General features: G+C 72.5%; 14 protein-coding genes. 5 read left to right on the top strand and 9 right to left on the bottom strand.

Going from position 1 to position 15,727, the window contains the following annotated elements; genetic code table 11:
• Positions 1-3: 3 nt before the first annotated feature.
• The 6 genes from V1634_RS27615 to V1634_RS27590 form a co-directional block, all read right to left on the bottom strand.
• Positions 4-1,050: a serine/threonine-protein kinase gene (locus tag V1634_RS27615; RefSeq protein WP_331209051.1), complete on the bottom strand. Its 1,047-nt coding sequence runs from the start codon at positions 1,048-1,050 to the stop codon at positions 4-6.
• The gene (locus tag V1634_RS27610; protein ID WP_331209052.1) at positions 1,047-1,829 is read right to left on the bottom strand and encodes an FHA domain-containing protein; all 783 of its coding nucleotides are present in this window, start codon (positions 1,827-1,829) and stop codon (positions 1,047-1,049) included. Before V1634_RS27610 ends, V1634_RS27615 begins: the two co-directional genes overlap by 4 nt.
• A 32-nt stretch (positions 1,830-1,861) precedes the next feature.
• A complete protein-coding gene (locus V1634_RS27605; RefSeq protein WP_331209053.1) occupies positions 1,862-4,003 on the bottom strand; it encodes a hypothetical protein in 2,142 nt (713 codons plus the stop codon).
• 108 nt (positions 4,004-4,111) lie between these two features.
• Complete coding sequence (locus V1634_RS27600; protein WP_331209054.1) at positions 4,112-4,750, bottom strand: response regulator transcription factor; 639 nt, start codon at positions 4,748-4,750, stop codon at positions 4,112-4,114.
• On the bottom strand, positions 4,735-5,922 hold the full coding sequence (locus V1634_RS27595) for a sensor histidine kinase (protein WP_331209055.1): 1,188 nt from the start codon (positions 5,920-5,922) through the stop codon (positions 4,735-4,737). Before V1634_RS27595 ends, V1634_RS27600 begins: the two co-directional genes overlap by 16 nt.
• Before the next feature lie 62 nt (positions 5,923-5,984).
• Positions 5,985-7,010: an SMP-30/gluconolactonase/LRE family protein gene (locus tag V1634_RS27590; protein ID WP_331209056.1), complete on the bottom strand. Its 1,026-nt coding sequence runs from the start codon at positions 7,008-7,010 to the stop codon at positions 5,985-5,987.
• Positions 7,011-7,152: 142 nt separating this feature from the next.
• Between V1634_RS27590 and V1634_RS27585 the strand changes: the two genes are divergently transcribed.
• The 3 genes from V1634_RS27585 to V1634_RS27575 all read left to right on the top strand — a co-directional run bounded on the left by V1634_RS27585 (position 7,153) and on the right by V1634_RS27575 (position 8,482).
• Complete coding sequence (locus V1634_RS27585; protein ID WP_331209057.1) at positions 7,153-7,500, top strand: ArsR/SmtB family transcription factor; 348 nt, start codon at positions 7,153-7,155, stop codon at positions 7,498-7,500.
• Positions 7,497-7,991 carry an SRPBCC family protein gene (locus V1634_RS27580; RefSeq protein WP_331209058.1) on the top strand — a complete coding sequence of 165 codons (495 nt, stop codon included), beginning with the start codon at positions 7,497-7,499 and terminating at the stop codon, positions 7,989-7,991. Before V1634_RS27585 ends, V1634_RS27580 begins: the two co-directional genes overlap by 4 nt.
• Positions 7,992-8,071: 80 nt before the next feature.
• Positions 8,072-8,482, top strand: a complete 411-nt coding sequence (locus V1634_RS27575; protein WP_331209059.1) for a VOC family protein — start codon at positions 8,072-8,074, stop codon at positions 8,480-8,482.
• Positions 8,483-8,677: 195 nt separating this feature from the next.
• Here V1634_RS27575 and V1634_RS27570 read toward each other — a convergent pair whose 3' ends face one another.
• Positions 8,678-9,148 (bottom strand): hypothetical protein, encoded by a 471-nt coding sequence (locus V1634_RS27570; protein ID WP_331209060.1) that lies wholly within the window; start codon positions 9,146-9,148, stop codon positions 8,678-8,680.
• A gap of 89 nt (positions 9,149-9,237) precedes the next feature.
• Positions 9,238-10,062: an endonuclease/exonuclease/phosphatase family protein gene (locus V1634_RS27565; protein WP_331209061.1), complete on the bottom strand. Its 825-nt coding sequence runs from the start codon at positions 10,060-10,062 to the stop codon at positions 9,238-9,240.
• Between the two features lie 127 nt (positions 10,063-10,189).
• Here V1634_RS27565 and V1634_RS27560 point away from each other — a divergent pair, with 127 nt between their 5' ends.
• Positions 10,190-11,524, top strand: coding sequence for an SWIM zinc finger family protein (locus V1634_RS27560; RefSeq protein WP_331209062.1), 1,335 nt, complete (start codon positions 10,190-10,192; stop codon positions 11,522-11,524).
• Entirely contained in the window at positions 11,521-14,076 is a 2,556-nt protein-coding gene (locus tag V1634_RS27555; protein ID WP_331209063.1) for a hypothetical protein, read from the top strand. Before V1634_RS27560 ends, V1634_RS27555 begins: the two co-directional genes overlap by 4 nt.
• Positions 14,077-14,264: 188 nt before the next feature.
• On the opposite strand, the gene V1634_RS27550 is transcribed toward V1634_RS27555, so the two are convergent.
• On the bottom strand, positions 14,265-15,566 hold the full coding sequence (locus V1634_RS27550; RefSeq protein WP_331209064.1) for an asparaginase: 1,302 nt from the start codon (positions 15,564-15,566) through the stop codon (positions 14,265-14,267).
• Positions 15,567-15,727 lie beyond the last annotated feature (161 nt).

The following is a 15,727-nucleotide window of genomic DNA, read 5'->3' as shown; positions in this document are numbered from 1 at the left end:
GGTTCACATCGTCACCCCTCGTCGCCACAGGTTCAGCTTGGGCAGGTAGCGCGCGCGCAGCTCCGGCGACAGGTCCAGCGCCTGCGCCATGAGACCCGCCGCACGGTCGAGTTGGCCGGCGTGCCGGGCCAGCGCCAGCGCCTGGTCGGCAAGCCGCCGGGCCCGGGCGTCGGCCGGCTCGCCCCGGCTGGGGGCGGAACCGCCGCCGAGTCGTCGACCGCGCAGTTCGGCGGCCAGCACACCCGCGGTGGCCGGCCGGTTGGCCGGGTCCGTCTCCAGTGTGGACAGGAGGATCCGGTCCAGCTCCGGGTCCACCTCGGGGTGGTAGCGGCTCGGCGGCAGCGGTACCCGGGCGAACCGGCCCGGCGAGTACGACGACAGGGGTGCACCGTCGTCGTAGGGCAGGCGGTTGGTCAGCAGCAGGTACACGATGGTGCCCACCGACCACACATCGCTGGCCCGGGAGTACCCTTCGCGGCGCAGCACCTCCGGTGCCATGAAGGCGAACGTGCCCTGGGCGCTGGCCAGCATCGTGAACGGGTCGGCGCGCTTGGCCAGCCCGAAGTCGCTGATCCGGATCCGCAGGCCGCTGCCGTCGTATCCGACGAGGATGTTCGCCAGCGTGAGGTCACGGTGCAGGATCGGCGGGTCCTGTTCGTGCGCGGCGGTCAGCCCGGAGGCGATCTGCTCGGCCACCTCGACCGCCAGCTCGACCGGAATCGTGGGGCCGTGTGCGCGGATCAGCCGCTCCAGGCTGCCCCCGGCCACGTACTCCATGGTGAAGAACCCCCGGACCCCCTGCGGTGTCCGCACGGTGCCGGCGTCGAACACCCGGACGATGTTCGGGTGACCCAGTGTGGACAGCAGTCGGGCCTCCTCCAGCAGGGTCCGGGTCTCGTCGAGCGAGGCGACCCGCTTGAAGACCTTCATGGCCTGCCAGCCGAGGTACTCGTGGCGCACCCGGTGCACCTCGGCGAACGCGCCCTCCCCGAGCAGCCGGTCCACCACGAGCGTCTCGGTGACCCGGTCGCCGCTCTCCAGCAGGCTCACGAGTCGTCCTCGGGGTTCGTGACGTTGAGCCGGTACCCGATGCCGGTGATGGTCTCCAGGATGCGCGGCGCGGACGGGTCCGCCTCGATGGCGCGACGCACCGCGCGTACGACGCCGGCCAGGTCGGCGCGGGTGTAGGCACGGCCCGCCGGCCACTCCTCCCGGGGCCCCCAGAGCGCGGTGACGAGTTCCTCGTGCCCGCAGGCGACCGCCGCACCGGCGCTGCTGCGACCCACCATGTACCGCAACAGTTGGTGCCCCTGCGGCCGCAGTCCGCTGACCGGGGTCTCACCGTGCTCGTCGACGCGGTACGCCCGCGCGGCCACCCAGTCGTACCGCAGGGCCGCCCCGCGCGTCGGCACCGGCGGTGGCGGCTCGAACGGCGCGGCCTGGGTGGTGTGCGGGTCGAGCAGCGTCAGTTCCCAGTACAGCGGTTCGCCGTCCGGGGACATGTCGCCGAGGATCAGGAGCGTGTCGCCGTGCCGCAGGCGGCGGCTTCCCACCAGGCGCTGGGTGCGCCCGTCCAGGCAACGCAGCAGCGTGCCGTTGACACTCGCGTTGTCGGTGACCGCCCAGCCACCGTCGCTCAGGTCCAGGGTGCAGTGTAGGCGACCGACCCAGCGCTGTGGGTCCGGCTCCAGCGCCACGTGCGGCGCGTGGTCCGGCGCGGTCCGTCCGACCGTGACGGGCCCGTCCGTCAGCTCGACGCCCCGGGTCCGCCCCTCCGGGGAAGTGATGCGCAACGTCACGCTCCCGTCGGCTCGGGTCTTCTCACCCACCGTCGACTCCTTGTCCGGCGTCATGTGCCCGGCTACCGGGCTCGCCCGTCGAAGGGCTGGTGGTCCTTGCGGTGTGCCACGCAGGCCGCGTACATCCGCTCCTGACTCTGCTCGGTCCACCATTCGGACGGGATCGCCGAGATCGAGAACGTGTCGGGCACCCGTAGCTCGCTCGCCAACTGCCGGCACGCCCGGCCGGCCTCCTGCACGAGCCGCTCCCGGGTCGTGTCCGCCGTGGGCCGCGCACCGGGCGGGGGCCAGGCCAGGCGCTGGTAGCCGAGGATCTCGGCCCAGTGCGGGTTGTCGCAGCGCACGATCGGCCACACGTTGTCCGCACCGTCGTGCTCCTGTCTGTGTTCCACGCAGTATCCGGCCGGTGCGTTGTGGTCCCGGCCCTCCCGGGACGTCAGCGGCCGCGGTACGGGGAGCTGGGCCCCGGTCTGCCGGACGGCCGCCCGGAACGACCAACGCTCGACGTCGGTACGCCGAACCAGGCATGTCGCGTAGTTGGACGGTGAATCCGCCCGCATGATGATGTCCGGGGCGGGCAGGATGACGTCGGTCGTGTACCTGCTGCTCGCCGACAGGCCGAAGTGGTTCGCCTGCTCGCCGCAGCTGAATCGGGCGAGGCCGGCCAGGTAGTCGTAGTCCGCGCCCCGGTCGGAGACCGCGCTCTGCAACCTCAGATAGGCGATCACCTCGGCGGCGTGCTCCTGCCCGCAGTCCACCTCCACCACCGTCGAGTCGCCGTCGCGCCAGTCGTCCGCGCTCCGGACGCAGATGATCTCCTGCGCGACGTCGTTGTAGTCGGCCGGGTGGATGTCGACCCCGCTCTCGTCCGGGCCGGTCACGGCGTTGATCAACATCACCAGCGCCACGACCACGACCGCGCAGGCGACGAGGGTGGCCACCGCCCGGCGGCGTTGCCGCCTGACCTGAGCCTCCCAGTCGGACAGCTCGAGCCGAGAGCCGTACCGGACCGACCGCTTGGGTGTGCGGTACGAGATCGGCGCGCCCTCGTCCAGATCGGAGAGCATCTCGCGGACGGCCGCCAGGAGCGCCTCGTCGGTCGCCTCGGAGAGGATGCTGCGCAGGAACGCCGCGGCCGCGTACCGCCCGCGGTTCCGCCGGATCTCGTCGACCCTGAACCGGAGCTGGTTGAGCGCCTCGTCCGCCTCGTCGAAGCCCCGCAGGTTCTCCCGGACCCGACGCCGGGTCTCCGGATCGGTGGCGAGCTTCGCCGCTTCCGCCAGCCAGCCCTTGACCTTGCCCTCGTACTGCCCGGTGGCCCGGTTCCGGGCGAGTGCGCAGTTGTTGAGCAGCACCGCGACCTTGTCGCGGGCGGCGTCCGTGCGGCGGTGCTCGTCACGCGGCGCCAACCCTTCCAGCCGGGCCAGCAGCGGATTCACCCGGGCGCGCATCTCGGTCACGATCTCGTCGGCGTCGCCGGAGTCCAGCCGGGTGTGCAGGTCGCGCACGGCGGACTCCAGCTCCGTGTACAGCGGCTCGGCGGCCTCCTCGATCAGCCGGTCGCGTTCCCGGGTCGGCACCGGCCACTCGGCCAGGTTCTTCCGGATCGGCGCCGGATAGGCGGCGGAGGCGGCCAACCGCAGCAGCGGGCGCACCAGCGCCACCGGCAGTTCCGCGCGCAGCGCATCCACGGCGGACACGTCGAGTTGCCTGTCGTCCAGCCGCTGCACGCGGTGGTGCAGGTGCCGCCAGAACGACGCCGATCGCAGCGTCTTCGTCCAGGCCGCCGCCGCCGCCGTCCACTGGCCCGGCAGCGCGCCGGAGATGGTCGAGGCCAGCAGGTCGGTCGGGCCGACGTCGAGCGCCCCGGCGTGCGCGCGTACGGCGGCGTCGTGGTCGTGGTGCACACCCGCCGGACATTCGCAGCCGTCCGGCGGGCCCCACTCGGCGAACACCTCGTGCACCAGGCGGCGGCGCGGATCGCCCAACACGTCGAACGCGGCGCGCACATCCTCGGTGGTCGCCGAGGAACCCTGCCAGTCCACGTCGGCGCCGACCCGCAACGCCGCCGTCAACTGGTGCTGCCGCGCTCGCGCGGTGCGCCGGTCCACGTCCACCGGCAGGCCGGTGACCCGGAAGGCGTTGCGCCGGTAAAGGTCCGGCCCGGCCAGCTCCCGCAGGCTGGCGATCGCCACCTCACTCACTCGAGCTCCCCAGGACGACGCGAGTCCGAATCAGGTCAATCTGGCTTCCAGGATCGTCGCGGCACGCGCCGCACACCACAGAAGACAGTTGGAAATTGGATGTACGGCCTAGGACAGATCCCCGCGGATCGGATCTTCGCCGACGCGCTTCAGGTAGTCACCCGGATTGGTGATGGGTCGCCCCTGGTCTCGGTATTTCTGCCGGACCCGTTCCAGGTGGGTCTTCACGGTGCTTTTCTCGATGCCGAGCCGTCGCGCGATGGCGGCGTGCGTCATGCCCTCCGCCACCCCCAGCAGGATCTGCCGTTCCCGGGGTGTCAGCGACGGACCGCGCCGGTCGTCGTCGCTGAGCAGGAACGCGTGCTCCGGCGAGGTCGGTGTCTCCCCGCGGTGCACCGCCCGGATCGCGCCCGCCAGATCGTTGAGGTCGCGCTCCTTGGGGATGTAGGCCACCGCGCCGGCCTCGGTCGCGGAGACCACCCAGCGGCGGTCCTTCACCACCGAGATGACGATCACCTGGCGGCCGGTGGCGGTCAGTTGCGCGACGTTGTGCGCCGGGTCGGTGAAGTTGCCGAGGTCGAGATCCAGCAGCACGATCGTCGGCGCGTCGGGTCCGGCGAGATACTCGTCCACCGAGGCGGCCAGCGCCGTCAGACGGATGTCGGGCGTGCTGCCGAACCAGTTCGCGAACGACTGGAGCAGCATCTTCTCGTCGTCGATCGCACCGATGGTTATGACGGTTTCCATGTGATCTCCACGGTGGTGCCCTCGCCGGGCGTACTGGTGATGTCGCACTGGCCGCCGACCTCGACCACGCGGTGCCGGATCGAGCCCAGCAGGCCGTAGCCGGCCCGCGCGGCCGCGGGCACGAAGCCGGCGCCCCGGTCGACGACGGTGATCCGCACCCCGCCGGCGCCGTCGCAGCGGCTCGTCAGCCACGCCTGCCCGGTGCCCGAGTGCTTGCGGGCGTTGTTGAGCGCCTCCCGGGTCGCGCCCAGCAGCGCCTCGGTGACGTGCCCGGGCACGCCCGCCGGCAGTTCCGCCGCGTTGTGGTCGATCCGCAGCCCGAGAGCCGCCAGGTCGCGCACGACGCGCCCGAGCCCGGTGCCGAGGTCCGTCGACACCGCGTCGTCCGACCCGGTGATCAACGAACGCAGGTACCTCGCGTCGCGTTCGCACTGGCTGCGGAACTGCTCGGTGTTGAGGTCGATCTGCCCCATCGCGCCCACGGTCAGCGTGGACAGCACCGTGTCGTGCAGGTTCCGGTACTGTCGCCGCCGCTCCCAGTCCCGGGCCTCGACCGACGCCATCCGGGCGGCCGCGTCGGCTGCCTGGCGCTGGGCCGCCAGCGCCGACGCGTGCGCCTCGTCCGCGACCCGGGCCGACGCGCGTACCCAGGTCGCGGCGAGTCCGGCGGCGACGGTGAACAGGACCAGCGAGCCGATGTTGCCGGTCACCGACGCGAGGAGCGAGGAGTCGGCGGCGAGATCCCGCCACACGCCGACGAGGTAGCAGCCGGACAGCAGCAGGATCGACGGTACGGCCAGCCAGCCCGGGCCGAACACGACGGCGAGTACCCCGGCCGCGTTCGCCGGCGCGACGGTCCAGTTCGCCCACCCGATCGCGTGGCCGGGCGCGGTCAGCCGGCCGATGACAACGAGCGCGACCCCGATCAGCAGGAGGTCGGCGACGACGGCGACCCAGGTGATGCGCCGTCCCCGCAGCGCGCCTCCGTAGAGCAGGAGCGACCAGACGGCGGCGACGGCGTAGAAGCCGAACACGACGCCCGGCCGCAGGTACGCCGACCGGTCGGTGGTAACGGCGGCTACCCCGGCCGCGGTGTACTGCGCGAGGCGTACCGCCCCGAATCCGCGGACCAGCACGCGCTCGGCCTGCTCTCGCCCGTTGACCGCCGACACGCTCCCAACATTCCAGAACCCGGGGATACCCGGAAGTCCGCTCTGCGGCGGACCTCCCACGATCAGGAGGGGGCCACGGCCGGCAGGTCGAACGCCGCGACAACGCCGCCGTGCAGGCTGCCCAGCCAGACGGTGTCACCGTGCCGGCGTACTCCGGTGACCATCGAGAAGCCCGGGGCGGTGGCCTGGAGGTCGTACCGGATCCGGCCCTCGGCGTCCAGCGCCTGCACCCAGGCGGTGTTCGCCGGCTTCGGTTGCAGGAGGTCCGGCAGGGCCCAGACCACCCGCCGCACGGCGGGATGCCACGGCGAGACCCGGTCCAGCAGCGCGTTGCGGGGCGAGCCCATCGCGATCCAGAGCAGCCCGTCGTCGTCCCGGGCGAGGTTGTCGGGGAAGGCCGGCAGGTTGTCGGCGAGCCGGTCCACCTCGCCGGTACGCGGCCCGGCCAGCCACCGCCGGGTCAGCCGGTACGCTCCGGTCTCGGCCACCACCACGTACGACTCGTCGGCGGCCAGCGCCACCCCGTTGGCGAAGTGGAGCCCGGTCAGCACCTCCTCGGTTCGCCCGTCCGGACACCACCGGAGCAGGCGCCCGGTGCCGGAGTGTTCGAGCAGGTCCGCCTTCCAGTGCGCCAGGGCGAAGCGCTGGGACGAGTCGCTGAACCAGATCGAACCGTCGCCGGCCACCGCCGCGTTGTTGCAGAGCCGCAGCGGTGCCGAGCCGACCGGCGTGCCGGCGGCGACCAGGGTGTCGATCCGGCCGGTGTCGGGTTCGACCCGGAGCAGCCCGCGCGCGGCGTCGCAGACCACGAGTCGGTCGGCGCGGTCCACCTCGATGCCGAGTGGCCGGCCGCCGGTCTCGGCGACCACCCGTGCTCCGGCGCCGTCCGCCGCCAGCCGCACCAGCCGGCCGTCGGCGAGGCCGGTGTGGATCCGGCCGGCGGAGTCGACCGCGACGTCCTCCGGCCCGTGGCCGGGCACAGGGTGCAGGCGTACCGGTGGCATCGGGTGGCTGCCGCTGCGCTGGCGGGCCCGGGCCGGTGCCCGCTCCGGCCGCCACACGACGGGGTCGATCCGGGGTCTGGCCATGGCCCATGCTATCCATCCGGATCGCTGCCGGCGCCGGTCCAGCTCCGTCCACGATGGACGGCAGCTCGGGCGGGTCGGCTTGACGCCCCCGGCCGGGCCGCGGTATAAACCATCTGGTTATAGAACTGAAAGGTTACGAAACATGAGTGCGGATCTGCTCGACGCGACCTTCGCGGCCCTGGCCGACCCGACCAGGCGGGCCATCCTCGCCCGGCTGGCCACCGGCGAGGCCAGCGTCACCGAGCTGGCCGCGCCGTTCGCGATGAGCCAGCCCGCCGTCTCCAAGCACCTCAAGGTGCTGGAACGGGCCGGGCTCGTCTCCCGGGGCCGGGACGCGCAACGCCGGCCGTGCCGGTTGGAGGCCCGGCCGCTCAAGGCCGCGCTGGACTGGCTGGAGAACTACCGCGACTACTGGGCCGAGAGCTACCAGCGGCTCGACGGACTGCTCGCCGAACTCCAGGCCGAGGGCGGCGAGGGGCGCACCCGGTGAGCGGCGGCGGCCGGGAGCTGACCGTCACCACCCCGACGGACCGGGAGATAGTGCTGACCCGGGCCTTCGACGCCCCGGCCGGGCTGGTCTTCGACGCGCTCACCCGCCCCGACCTGCTCCGCCGCTGGTTCGGCGCGCGGGGCTGGCAGCTCGTCGACTGCCAGCTCGACCTGCGGGTCGGCGGCGCGTGGCGGTTCGTCTCCCGGGGCCCGGGAGACGAGGAGATGGCACACGGCGGGACCTACCAGGTGATCGAGCCGGCCCGACGGCTGGTCTACACCGAGCGGTACGACGACCAGTCCTATCCCGGCGACACCCTGATCGACCACCGGCTCGTCGAACGGGCCGGGGTGACCACCCTGACCAGCACGATCCGGTACGCGACCCCGGAAGGCCGGGACCGGGTGCTCCGCTACCCGATGCGGCGCGGCGTGACCGAGGGCTACCGCCGGCTCGACCACCTGCTCGCGGAGCGGGTCGAGTCCCCCTGACCGCCGATCACCACGGTGCCCGGCGATCGTCCCGGCACCGGCCGGACACCGATCTCCACCTAGGCAGAGAGGCAACAACCGTGAACTGGACCCTGGAAGTGGTGGTGGTCCCCGTCTCCGACGTGGACCGGGCCAAGACCTTCTACGCCGACCAGCTCGGTTTCCACGTCGACCACGACACCCGGGTCGGCGACCAGGTACGCATCGTCCAGCTCACCCCGCCGGGCTCGGGCTGCTCCATCGTGATCGGCACCGGAGTCGTACCGGACATGCCGCCGCCCGGGTCGCTGCGCGGGCTGCAACTCGTCGTCGCCGATCTGGCCAAGGCGCGGGCGCAGCTCGTCGAGCGGGGTGTCGAGGTCAGCGAGATCCAGGTGCTCGGCGAGAACCCGAGGCCGGTCCCGGAGCCGCTGGACAACGTCGGATTCGTCTTCTTCAGCGACCCGGACGGCAACGGCTGGGCCGTGCAGCAGATCTCCTCCCGGGGCTAGTAGCCCAGCCGCACCAGCGGGCATTGGGATCTCCGCAGGTGGTGACAGCACAGAGGTGGCACGGCGACCCCGGCCGCCGTGCCACCTGTGCTGAAGGATCGCCTGTCGAGCACCCGGAGTGTGCCGGTGGAGCCGAATATCGTTGTTACACGGACCGACGTCCGACGCGAATCAGCGAGGACTGGTTGTCACGGTTCATGCGGCGGGACCGCAGTGATGAGCGGGACTGTTGGTGTTCGTCAGGCAGGCCCGGACGTACAGGCTGTTGATACTGGTGAGTGTCATCCCGCCGGCCTCGGTCTCACCGTATTCCCAGGCGCGCATGTGGTTTTCCGGGACTCTGTAGTGCTTCCTGTCGTTGAAGTCCAGCCATTCAAGTCGAATGGTGGCTCCGGCGCCGTTGGCGGCGTTATCGGTGATCCGCCAATAGGTGTAGGTGTGGTACATTCCCGGGCTGCCGCCGAGCGGCTGCCAACACAGGGTTGCGGCGAGGTGGGCGCCATTGCCGTTCTTGGCGTTGTTGGTGGAAACGTAGCGGCCGTTGGTGAAGCCCAATCCCGTGCAGAGGGAGGGCGGTGCTGCGGCGGCGGGATTGGCGACCGTGACGATGCCGACGGCGGCAAGCGCCACCGTCAGCAGGTAACTCAGGAAACGACGGCGTCTCATGTAATACAGCCTCCCCAGATCTGTCCACTGTGGCTAAAAGAAGTTGATCTTCGTGTCCAAACCGGTGGGAAGCAAGGGAACCGTGGCGTCTAGGCCACCTGCATGTTTATCACCACCGGGCGGTGATCCGACAGCCGGGTGTCCAGCACGTCGCCGCTGGTCACCGTAACGGCGCGAGAAAAAACGAAATCGATGCGTGCGGTGCCCAGCGTGGGTTCGTTGGCGTACCGGCCGCCGGTGTCCAGGAAACCGGCACCAACGAACCATCTGTGGATGGTGCTCCCCGGCACGTCGTTGATGTCACCGGTGAACAACAGCGGCCCACTCTGCGAGAGGTAGTCCACGACGGTGCGGGCCTGCTGCTGGCGCAGCGCCACCGCGGCGGCCGAGTGACCGGGCGTGAAGTGCGAGGTGAAGACCCGGATCGTGCGGTTGCCACCGAGGTCAAGTTTGACGCCGGCCATCGAACGCCGGACGGGACAGTCCTGGTTGACCGGCGACAGCGGCTTGGTGACCCGCTCGGCGATCCGGAACGAGGTCAGAATGGCGTTGCCGGCCTGGCCCTCCCACTCGTCGTCGCACGGTCCCGGGCTGTCAGCAGGTCCGAAATGGACGTTGGTGGTGAGCTGCCACCCCAACTCGTCGGCGAGCTGCTGCACCTGGTCCCGGGACGGCCGGCGGTGGACCTCCTGGACCGTCAGCACGTTCACGCCGTTGGCTTGGACGAAGTCGGCGATGGCGGGGATGTCAGCGCTCTCGCCGTGGATGTTCCACGTCATCACCCGCAGGTTCACGGGCGCGAGAGGGGCGGAACCGGCGTGGGCGGAACCCGCGTCGGCGGAGGTGGCGAAGGATGCCACGAGCACCGGCGTCAGCGCCAACGCCACGGCGTACCGCTCAAGGGCATTTAACATCATCGAAGACTAGTACTCCGGTCGCACCTGAGCGCGTGGGTGTTACCGCAACGTACGGCAGCAGGATCTGCTACGCGGAGAAGCATCGCTCCCCGGATGTCGGTAGGGCCACGTAGCATCCGCTGCCGTGACCGCCGTCCAGACGTACCGGTATCTCGGCCCCTCCGCGCTCCGAGCCGATGGTCTCGCCCTACAGACCAGCGGCGGGCCGGCGGCCAACCCCCGGTTCTTCTCCGGGTTCCTGACCACGCCACGGGCGGCCGCCGCCGGTCTGCTCGCGGTGGCCGAGGTCGCCCGCAGCCGCTACTACCGGCCGGCCGATCCGGCCAGCCTCGACCCGGTGGTGACCGGCGGCCGCGACCGGTTGCGCTTCGAGTCCTTCTCCGGCTGCTGCGGTGTCTACGCCCGGTTGGACGCCCTGCCGGCCGGGATCGACGGCGAGATCCTCGCGCACGGCACCACCAACGTCGACGTCAACCCGCCGCTGCGGGCGGCGCTGGCCCGGGTCGGCGGGCTCGACCCGCTGCACCTCTCGGTCGGGCCGGACGACCTCACCGTCTCCACAATGGACGGGTCGGTGGTGGAGCGGAAGGTCCCGCTGCCGGGGCGCTGGCTGCGCGGTTTCGCCGAGGTGCACGTGCTGGCGGCGGCCTTCGAGCCACGGGCCGAGATACCGGCCGCCGAGGCAGCCGCCTTCCTGCGCCGGCTGCCCGGCGCCGGAGACCGGTCGGTGCTCTGGGCGGTGCCGGCCGGGCGGTCGTTGCGACTGACCGGGCGACCGGTGCCGGGCGCGGTCTGCCTGGCCGGGGCCGACCGGCTGGCGACGCTGCGCGGTCTGCTGCGCCACGCGAAGACCCTCCGGGTGTACGGCCCGACCGCCGCGGCCGGCGCCCCGCCGCTGCCGAGCAGTTGGGAACTGGACACCGGTGAGTTGCGACTGTCGCTGACCCTCTCGCCGGAGCCGTATCGGGGCTTCTCCGGGGAGGGGGCGAGCCTCGCCGCGCTGGCCGGCGACGATGTCGTGGACGACGCCGAGCTGGTCGGCGCGCTGCTCTCCTGGGACCCGACGATCGACGTCGACACCCTCGCCGAGGGGGCCGGAATCGGCACCGGCCGGGTTCGTGCCGCGCTGGCCCAGCTCGGCACCGCCGGTCGGGTCGGCTTCGACGTGTCGCAGGCGGCGTACTTCCACCGCGTGCTGCCGTACGAAGCCGGCCGGGCCGAGCGGGACAACCCCCGGCTGCTCGGCGCCCGGGCCCTGGTCGAGGCGGGTGCGGTGCAGGTCGACGGCTCCACCGCGACCGTGTGCAACGGTGCGGAGGTCTACCGGGTGCGCAGCCACCCGGGCGGCCGGTACACCTGTTCCTGTCCCTGGTGGGCCCGGCACCGGGGCGAGCGCGGGCCGTGCAAGCACGCCCTCGCCGTGTCGATGGTCGGCGCGCGGGCGGAGGTTCCGGCGTGACCGAGAGCATCTTCGACCTGATTCACAAGCGCGCGGTCGAGGCGGTCGCCGACGCGCTCGCCGGGCTGCCCGAGCCGGACCGCCGGCAGCTCGGCGTCGAACTGGTCGCCTTCGTCCGCCGGCTCAAGGACAACTGGTGGGCCGGCCGGGAGGCGGCGGCGCTCGCGGTGGCGGTGGTCGGTTGCCTGCCCAGCGCGGCGAAGGCGGCCGAGATCCTCGGGCGGCGCGCGGTCGAGCTGGACATGGCGGCCGGGCCACCGGTGGTGGCGGCGGCGCGGGACCGGGGCATCGACTGGCTGCCCGACCTCGCCCGGCGGCTGGCGGACCGGCTCACCGGGACTCCGCCGCGCAGCTGGGGTCTGGTCGCCTACCTCTTCGCGGAGGAGAAGCTGACGCCGCCGACCGGAGACCGGTTCGTCGAGGGGTGGCTCGACGAACTCTCCTGGGCGTCCGGCGGGCGGCAGGCACCCCCACTGCCTGACCGGTTGCGCGCCGACCCGTTCCTCGACACGTTGCTGCCGCGACTCTTCGAAATCGACGGGCTGGGCAGCAGGGTCGGCTTCGAGGACTACTACACGGAGACGGCGATGGCCCTGCCGCACGCCCTCGTCCAGCTCGCCGCCGAGGGCCGGGTGGACCGGGCGGTGCTGCTCGGCGGCTGCGTCGACCGGCTGGTCCGGGGCGACCGGGCGGCCGCGCTGCGCCCGTTCCTCGTCCTGCACGACCTGCTCGCCCCGACTCCGGCCGAGCGCGCCGACCGGGCCGGCGACTACCTCCGGCTGCTCGCCGACGGCCCGGGTCCGGTGGCGTCGATGGCGCAGAAGGCGCTGCGTGGTGCCGCAGATGTCGAGCTGGAGGAGCTGCTCGACACGTCCAGGGCGGTGCTGATCCGCCCCGAGAAGGGGCTGGTACGCGCCCAGCTCGGCTGGCTGGACCAGCTCGCCCGGCAGCGACCCGAGGCAGCGGCGGAGATCGCCGACGTGTTCGGCGCGGCGGCCGAGCACCCGGCGGTGGAGCTGCGGGACCGGGCCGCCGCACTGGCCGCCAGGCACGGCGCGGCACCGGCGCCGGTCGGTGTGGTGGTGCGCTCCGGCGACGAGCTGCCGCCCGTGCCCGCGCCGACGCCCGTCCCGGCCCCGATCACGGATCCGGACGAACTGGCCGAGGAGGTCGCGGCGCTGCTCAGCACCGGGATCACCGCCCTGCCGCTGGAGCGGGTGCTGGACGCGGTGGTCCGGTTGACCGCCACCGACCAGCCGGGCCTGACCCAGGCACTGGCACCGGTACTGGACCGGCACGGCTCCGGCGAGCACCGCTGGTCGCCGTCCTGCCTGCACGGCCCGTTAGAGGACCTGCTGCGCGCGGCCGCCGGTCCGGCCCAGATCGGTGTGCTGCGCCGGTGGTGGGTGGGTCTGCTCTCGGCCGCGCACAGGTCCCAACTGGCCAGTGACCCCCGGGTCGCCCCGGCGCACCGGCTGCTCCGGGTCCGGCTCGCCGAGATCGGCACCTACCTCGGCCGGTCCCAGAGCGCGGGGCTGCTCGCCGCACCCACCTCGACGAACGGCGCGCTCGACCCGTCCGCGCTCTACGACCGGCTGGCCGCGCTCGGCGAGGCACATCCGTGGCGCTGGGACCTGACCCAGGCGCTGCTGCGGCTGCCGCCCGGCGGTGACGACGCCTTGGCGGGACGTGCCTCGGCACTGGGCACCCCCGGTGGGGACCGGCTCGCCGCCTGGCTGCGCTCCGGTGGGCTGCCGCGGCCGACGTTCCGGCCGGTCAGGGTGAGCTTCAGGCAGGCCCCCTCCTACCACTCCGGCCAACCCGGTACCTCCATCGAGCGGGTGCAGGTCGAGGTCGGCGCGGCGCAGGAGGCCGGGGCGGAGCGGTTCGAGGATCCGCTCGGGCTGCTCACCGGTCGGGTGGCCCGGTTCGACAACCACTGCGCGCGATGGTCCCGCCTCTGGCCGTCGGTACTGCCCGGTCACCGGGGGTTGGTCGCCGCGTACGCGTTGAACGACATCGCCGGCTCCGCCGACCAGGATCACCGGGGCGGCGCCGAGCTACTGCCACTGCTCGCCGAGAGCACCGGAGAGGGTGGGGTGGCGCTCGACATCGCCCTGGCGTACGGGCTCGGCGCCCGGCACCGGGCCGACCGGGTGGCCGCCGTCGACGCCCTGCTGGCACTCGCCGCCGCCGGTGAGCTGGACGCCGCCTCCGTGGGTCGGCAACTCGGTGAGCTGGCCTCGGGCGGGATGGTCACCCTGACCCGGACGGTCGAGCCGCTGCGGGACCTGACCCTGGCCGGTGCCCGGCTCAGCACCTGGCGACTGCTCGCCGCCGCCCTGCCGGCCCTGCTGACCGCGCCGAAGCCGCGCCCCGGGCTACCCGATCTGCTGACCCTGGCGGCGGAGACGGCGGCCGCCACCGGCGTCCCGATCGTCGTTTCCGGGCTGGCCGAGGTGGCGGCCCGCCGGGGGTCGAGTCGGCTGACGACCGAGGCCCGCCGCCTCGTCGCCGCGCTCGACAACCCGGCCGCCGCACTGACCGGATAGCCCCGCCCGCGCGCCGGGGGCGCTGCTCGAGGCACGCCGCACTGACCGGATAGCCCCGCCCGCGCGCCGGGGGCGCTGCTCGAGGCACCCGCTCCGGCACGGCGAGCCTCGAGCCGGACTGCCTCCGGCCTCGGCTGCCGGGCGGATCCCGGTTACTGCTCCTCCGCCCGGCACCGCCGGCAGGCCGGTCAGTCCTTCGGGCTGCCCTTGGGAGCGGTGTTCCACTCCGGGTTGCCGAGCGTGGTGACCCAGCTCCGCACCTGGGCCACGTCGGCCGGTGCGAAGGCGAGACTGAGCATCAGCAGCAGCCGGGCCTTCTGCGGCAGCAGGTCGTCCCCGGCGATGATCGGCGAGGTGGTGCTGCCGCCGTAGACGGAGCCGGAGCCGGTCCGGGTGGTGCTGACGAAGAGGACTCCCTTCGCCGCCGCCGCGCTCCGGGCGCTGCTCTGCGCCGAGGAGATGCCGCCGGCGCCGGTACCGGCGGTGACGATGCCCCGCACCCCGGCGTCCGCGAAGGCGGTGATGGCCTCCCCACCGGCCTGCTGGTAGCCGTAGACCACCTCGACCCGGGGCACCGAGGTCGGCGCGATCTTCGACAGGTCGAACGGGGTCAGCCAACGCTTCTTCGCGTCACACTCCTCGACCCGGGCCGGTGCCCGGCCGACCTTGATGTTCGGTCCGTCGACCCAGCCCAGTACGCCCAGTTCCCGGGACTGGAAGGTGTCCATCCGGTAGGAGCTGGTCTTGGTGACGTCCCGGGCGGCGTGGAACTCGTCGCCGAGCAGCAGCACGGTGCCGTAGCAGTAGGTGGACTGGCTGGCCGCCAGCACGATCGAGTTGTAGAGGTTGGCGGGTCCGTCGGCGCCGATCACCTGCGGCCCGTCCGGGGTGCCGGCCGCCCACGGTCGCATGGCACCGGTGAGCACCACCGGCTTGCGGCTCTGCACGGTCAGGTCCAGCCAGTACGCGAACTCCTCCATCGTGTCGGTGCCGCTGGTCACCACCACCGCGTCCGACTTCGTCAGGGCAGCTTCGACAGCCAGGGTGAGGGCGTGGAACTCGGCGATGGTGTAGCCGCCGGAGCCCTTGTTGCCGAACTGCACCGTCGAGACGTCGGCGACCTGGCCGATCTCCGGCTGGAGCCGGGCGACCAGGTCGCCGATGGCGATCCGGCCGGACTGGTAGTCGGTGAAGCTGCTCCGCGAGGTGGCGACGCCGGAGATCGTGCCGCCGGTGCCGATCACGGTGACCTTGGGCTTCTTCGCCTTGGCCCCGGCGACCGCCTGGGCGTACGCGACGCTGCGGATCTCGGTCGGTCCGGTGACCCCGGAGACCGCGCCGCTGATCGGGGGGAGCGCCATCGCCGTCGGCTCGGGGGCGCGGTTGAGCACCGAGACGACGGTGGCGGTGAGTGCCGCGGTGAGGACCGGGACCAGTACGGCGGTCAGGCGCCGAGGTGTCGGCCGGAGTCGACCGGGAAGGCTGGACAATGCGACCTCCAGTTGCGGGATGGGGGTGACGGCGATGGTGCGAGTTCCGGTTTTCCTCGGCGTTACAAGATCATTTCCCGTTGCCGCCTTTCGGAGCGGATCCGGTCGATCGCCGATGTCGATCAATCTTCCGGGGTGGTAACTGCCGGTTCGACCGCCTT

The sequence above is a fragment of the Plantactinospora veratri genome (assembly GCF_036421995.1).
In the GTDB taxonomy this organism is placed as follows: Bacteria; Actinomycetota; Actinomycetes; order Mycobacteriales; family Micromonosporaceae; genus Plantactinospora; species Plantactinospora veratri.
The sequence above is the reverse complement of the archived record's forward strand: the minus strand, read 5'-3'. Positions and strand labels throughout refer to the sequence as shown.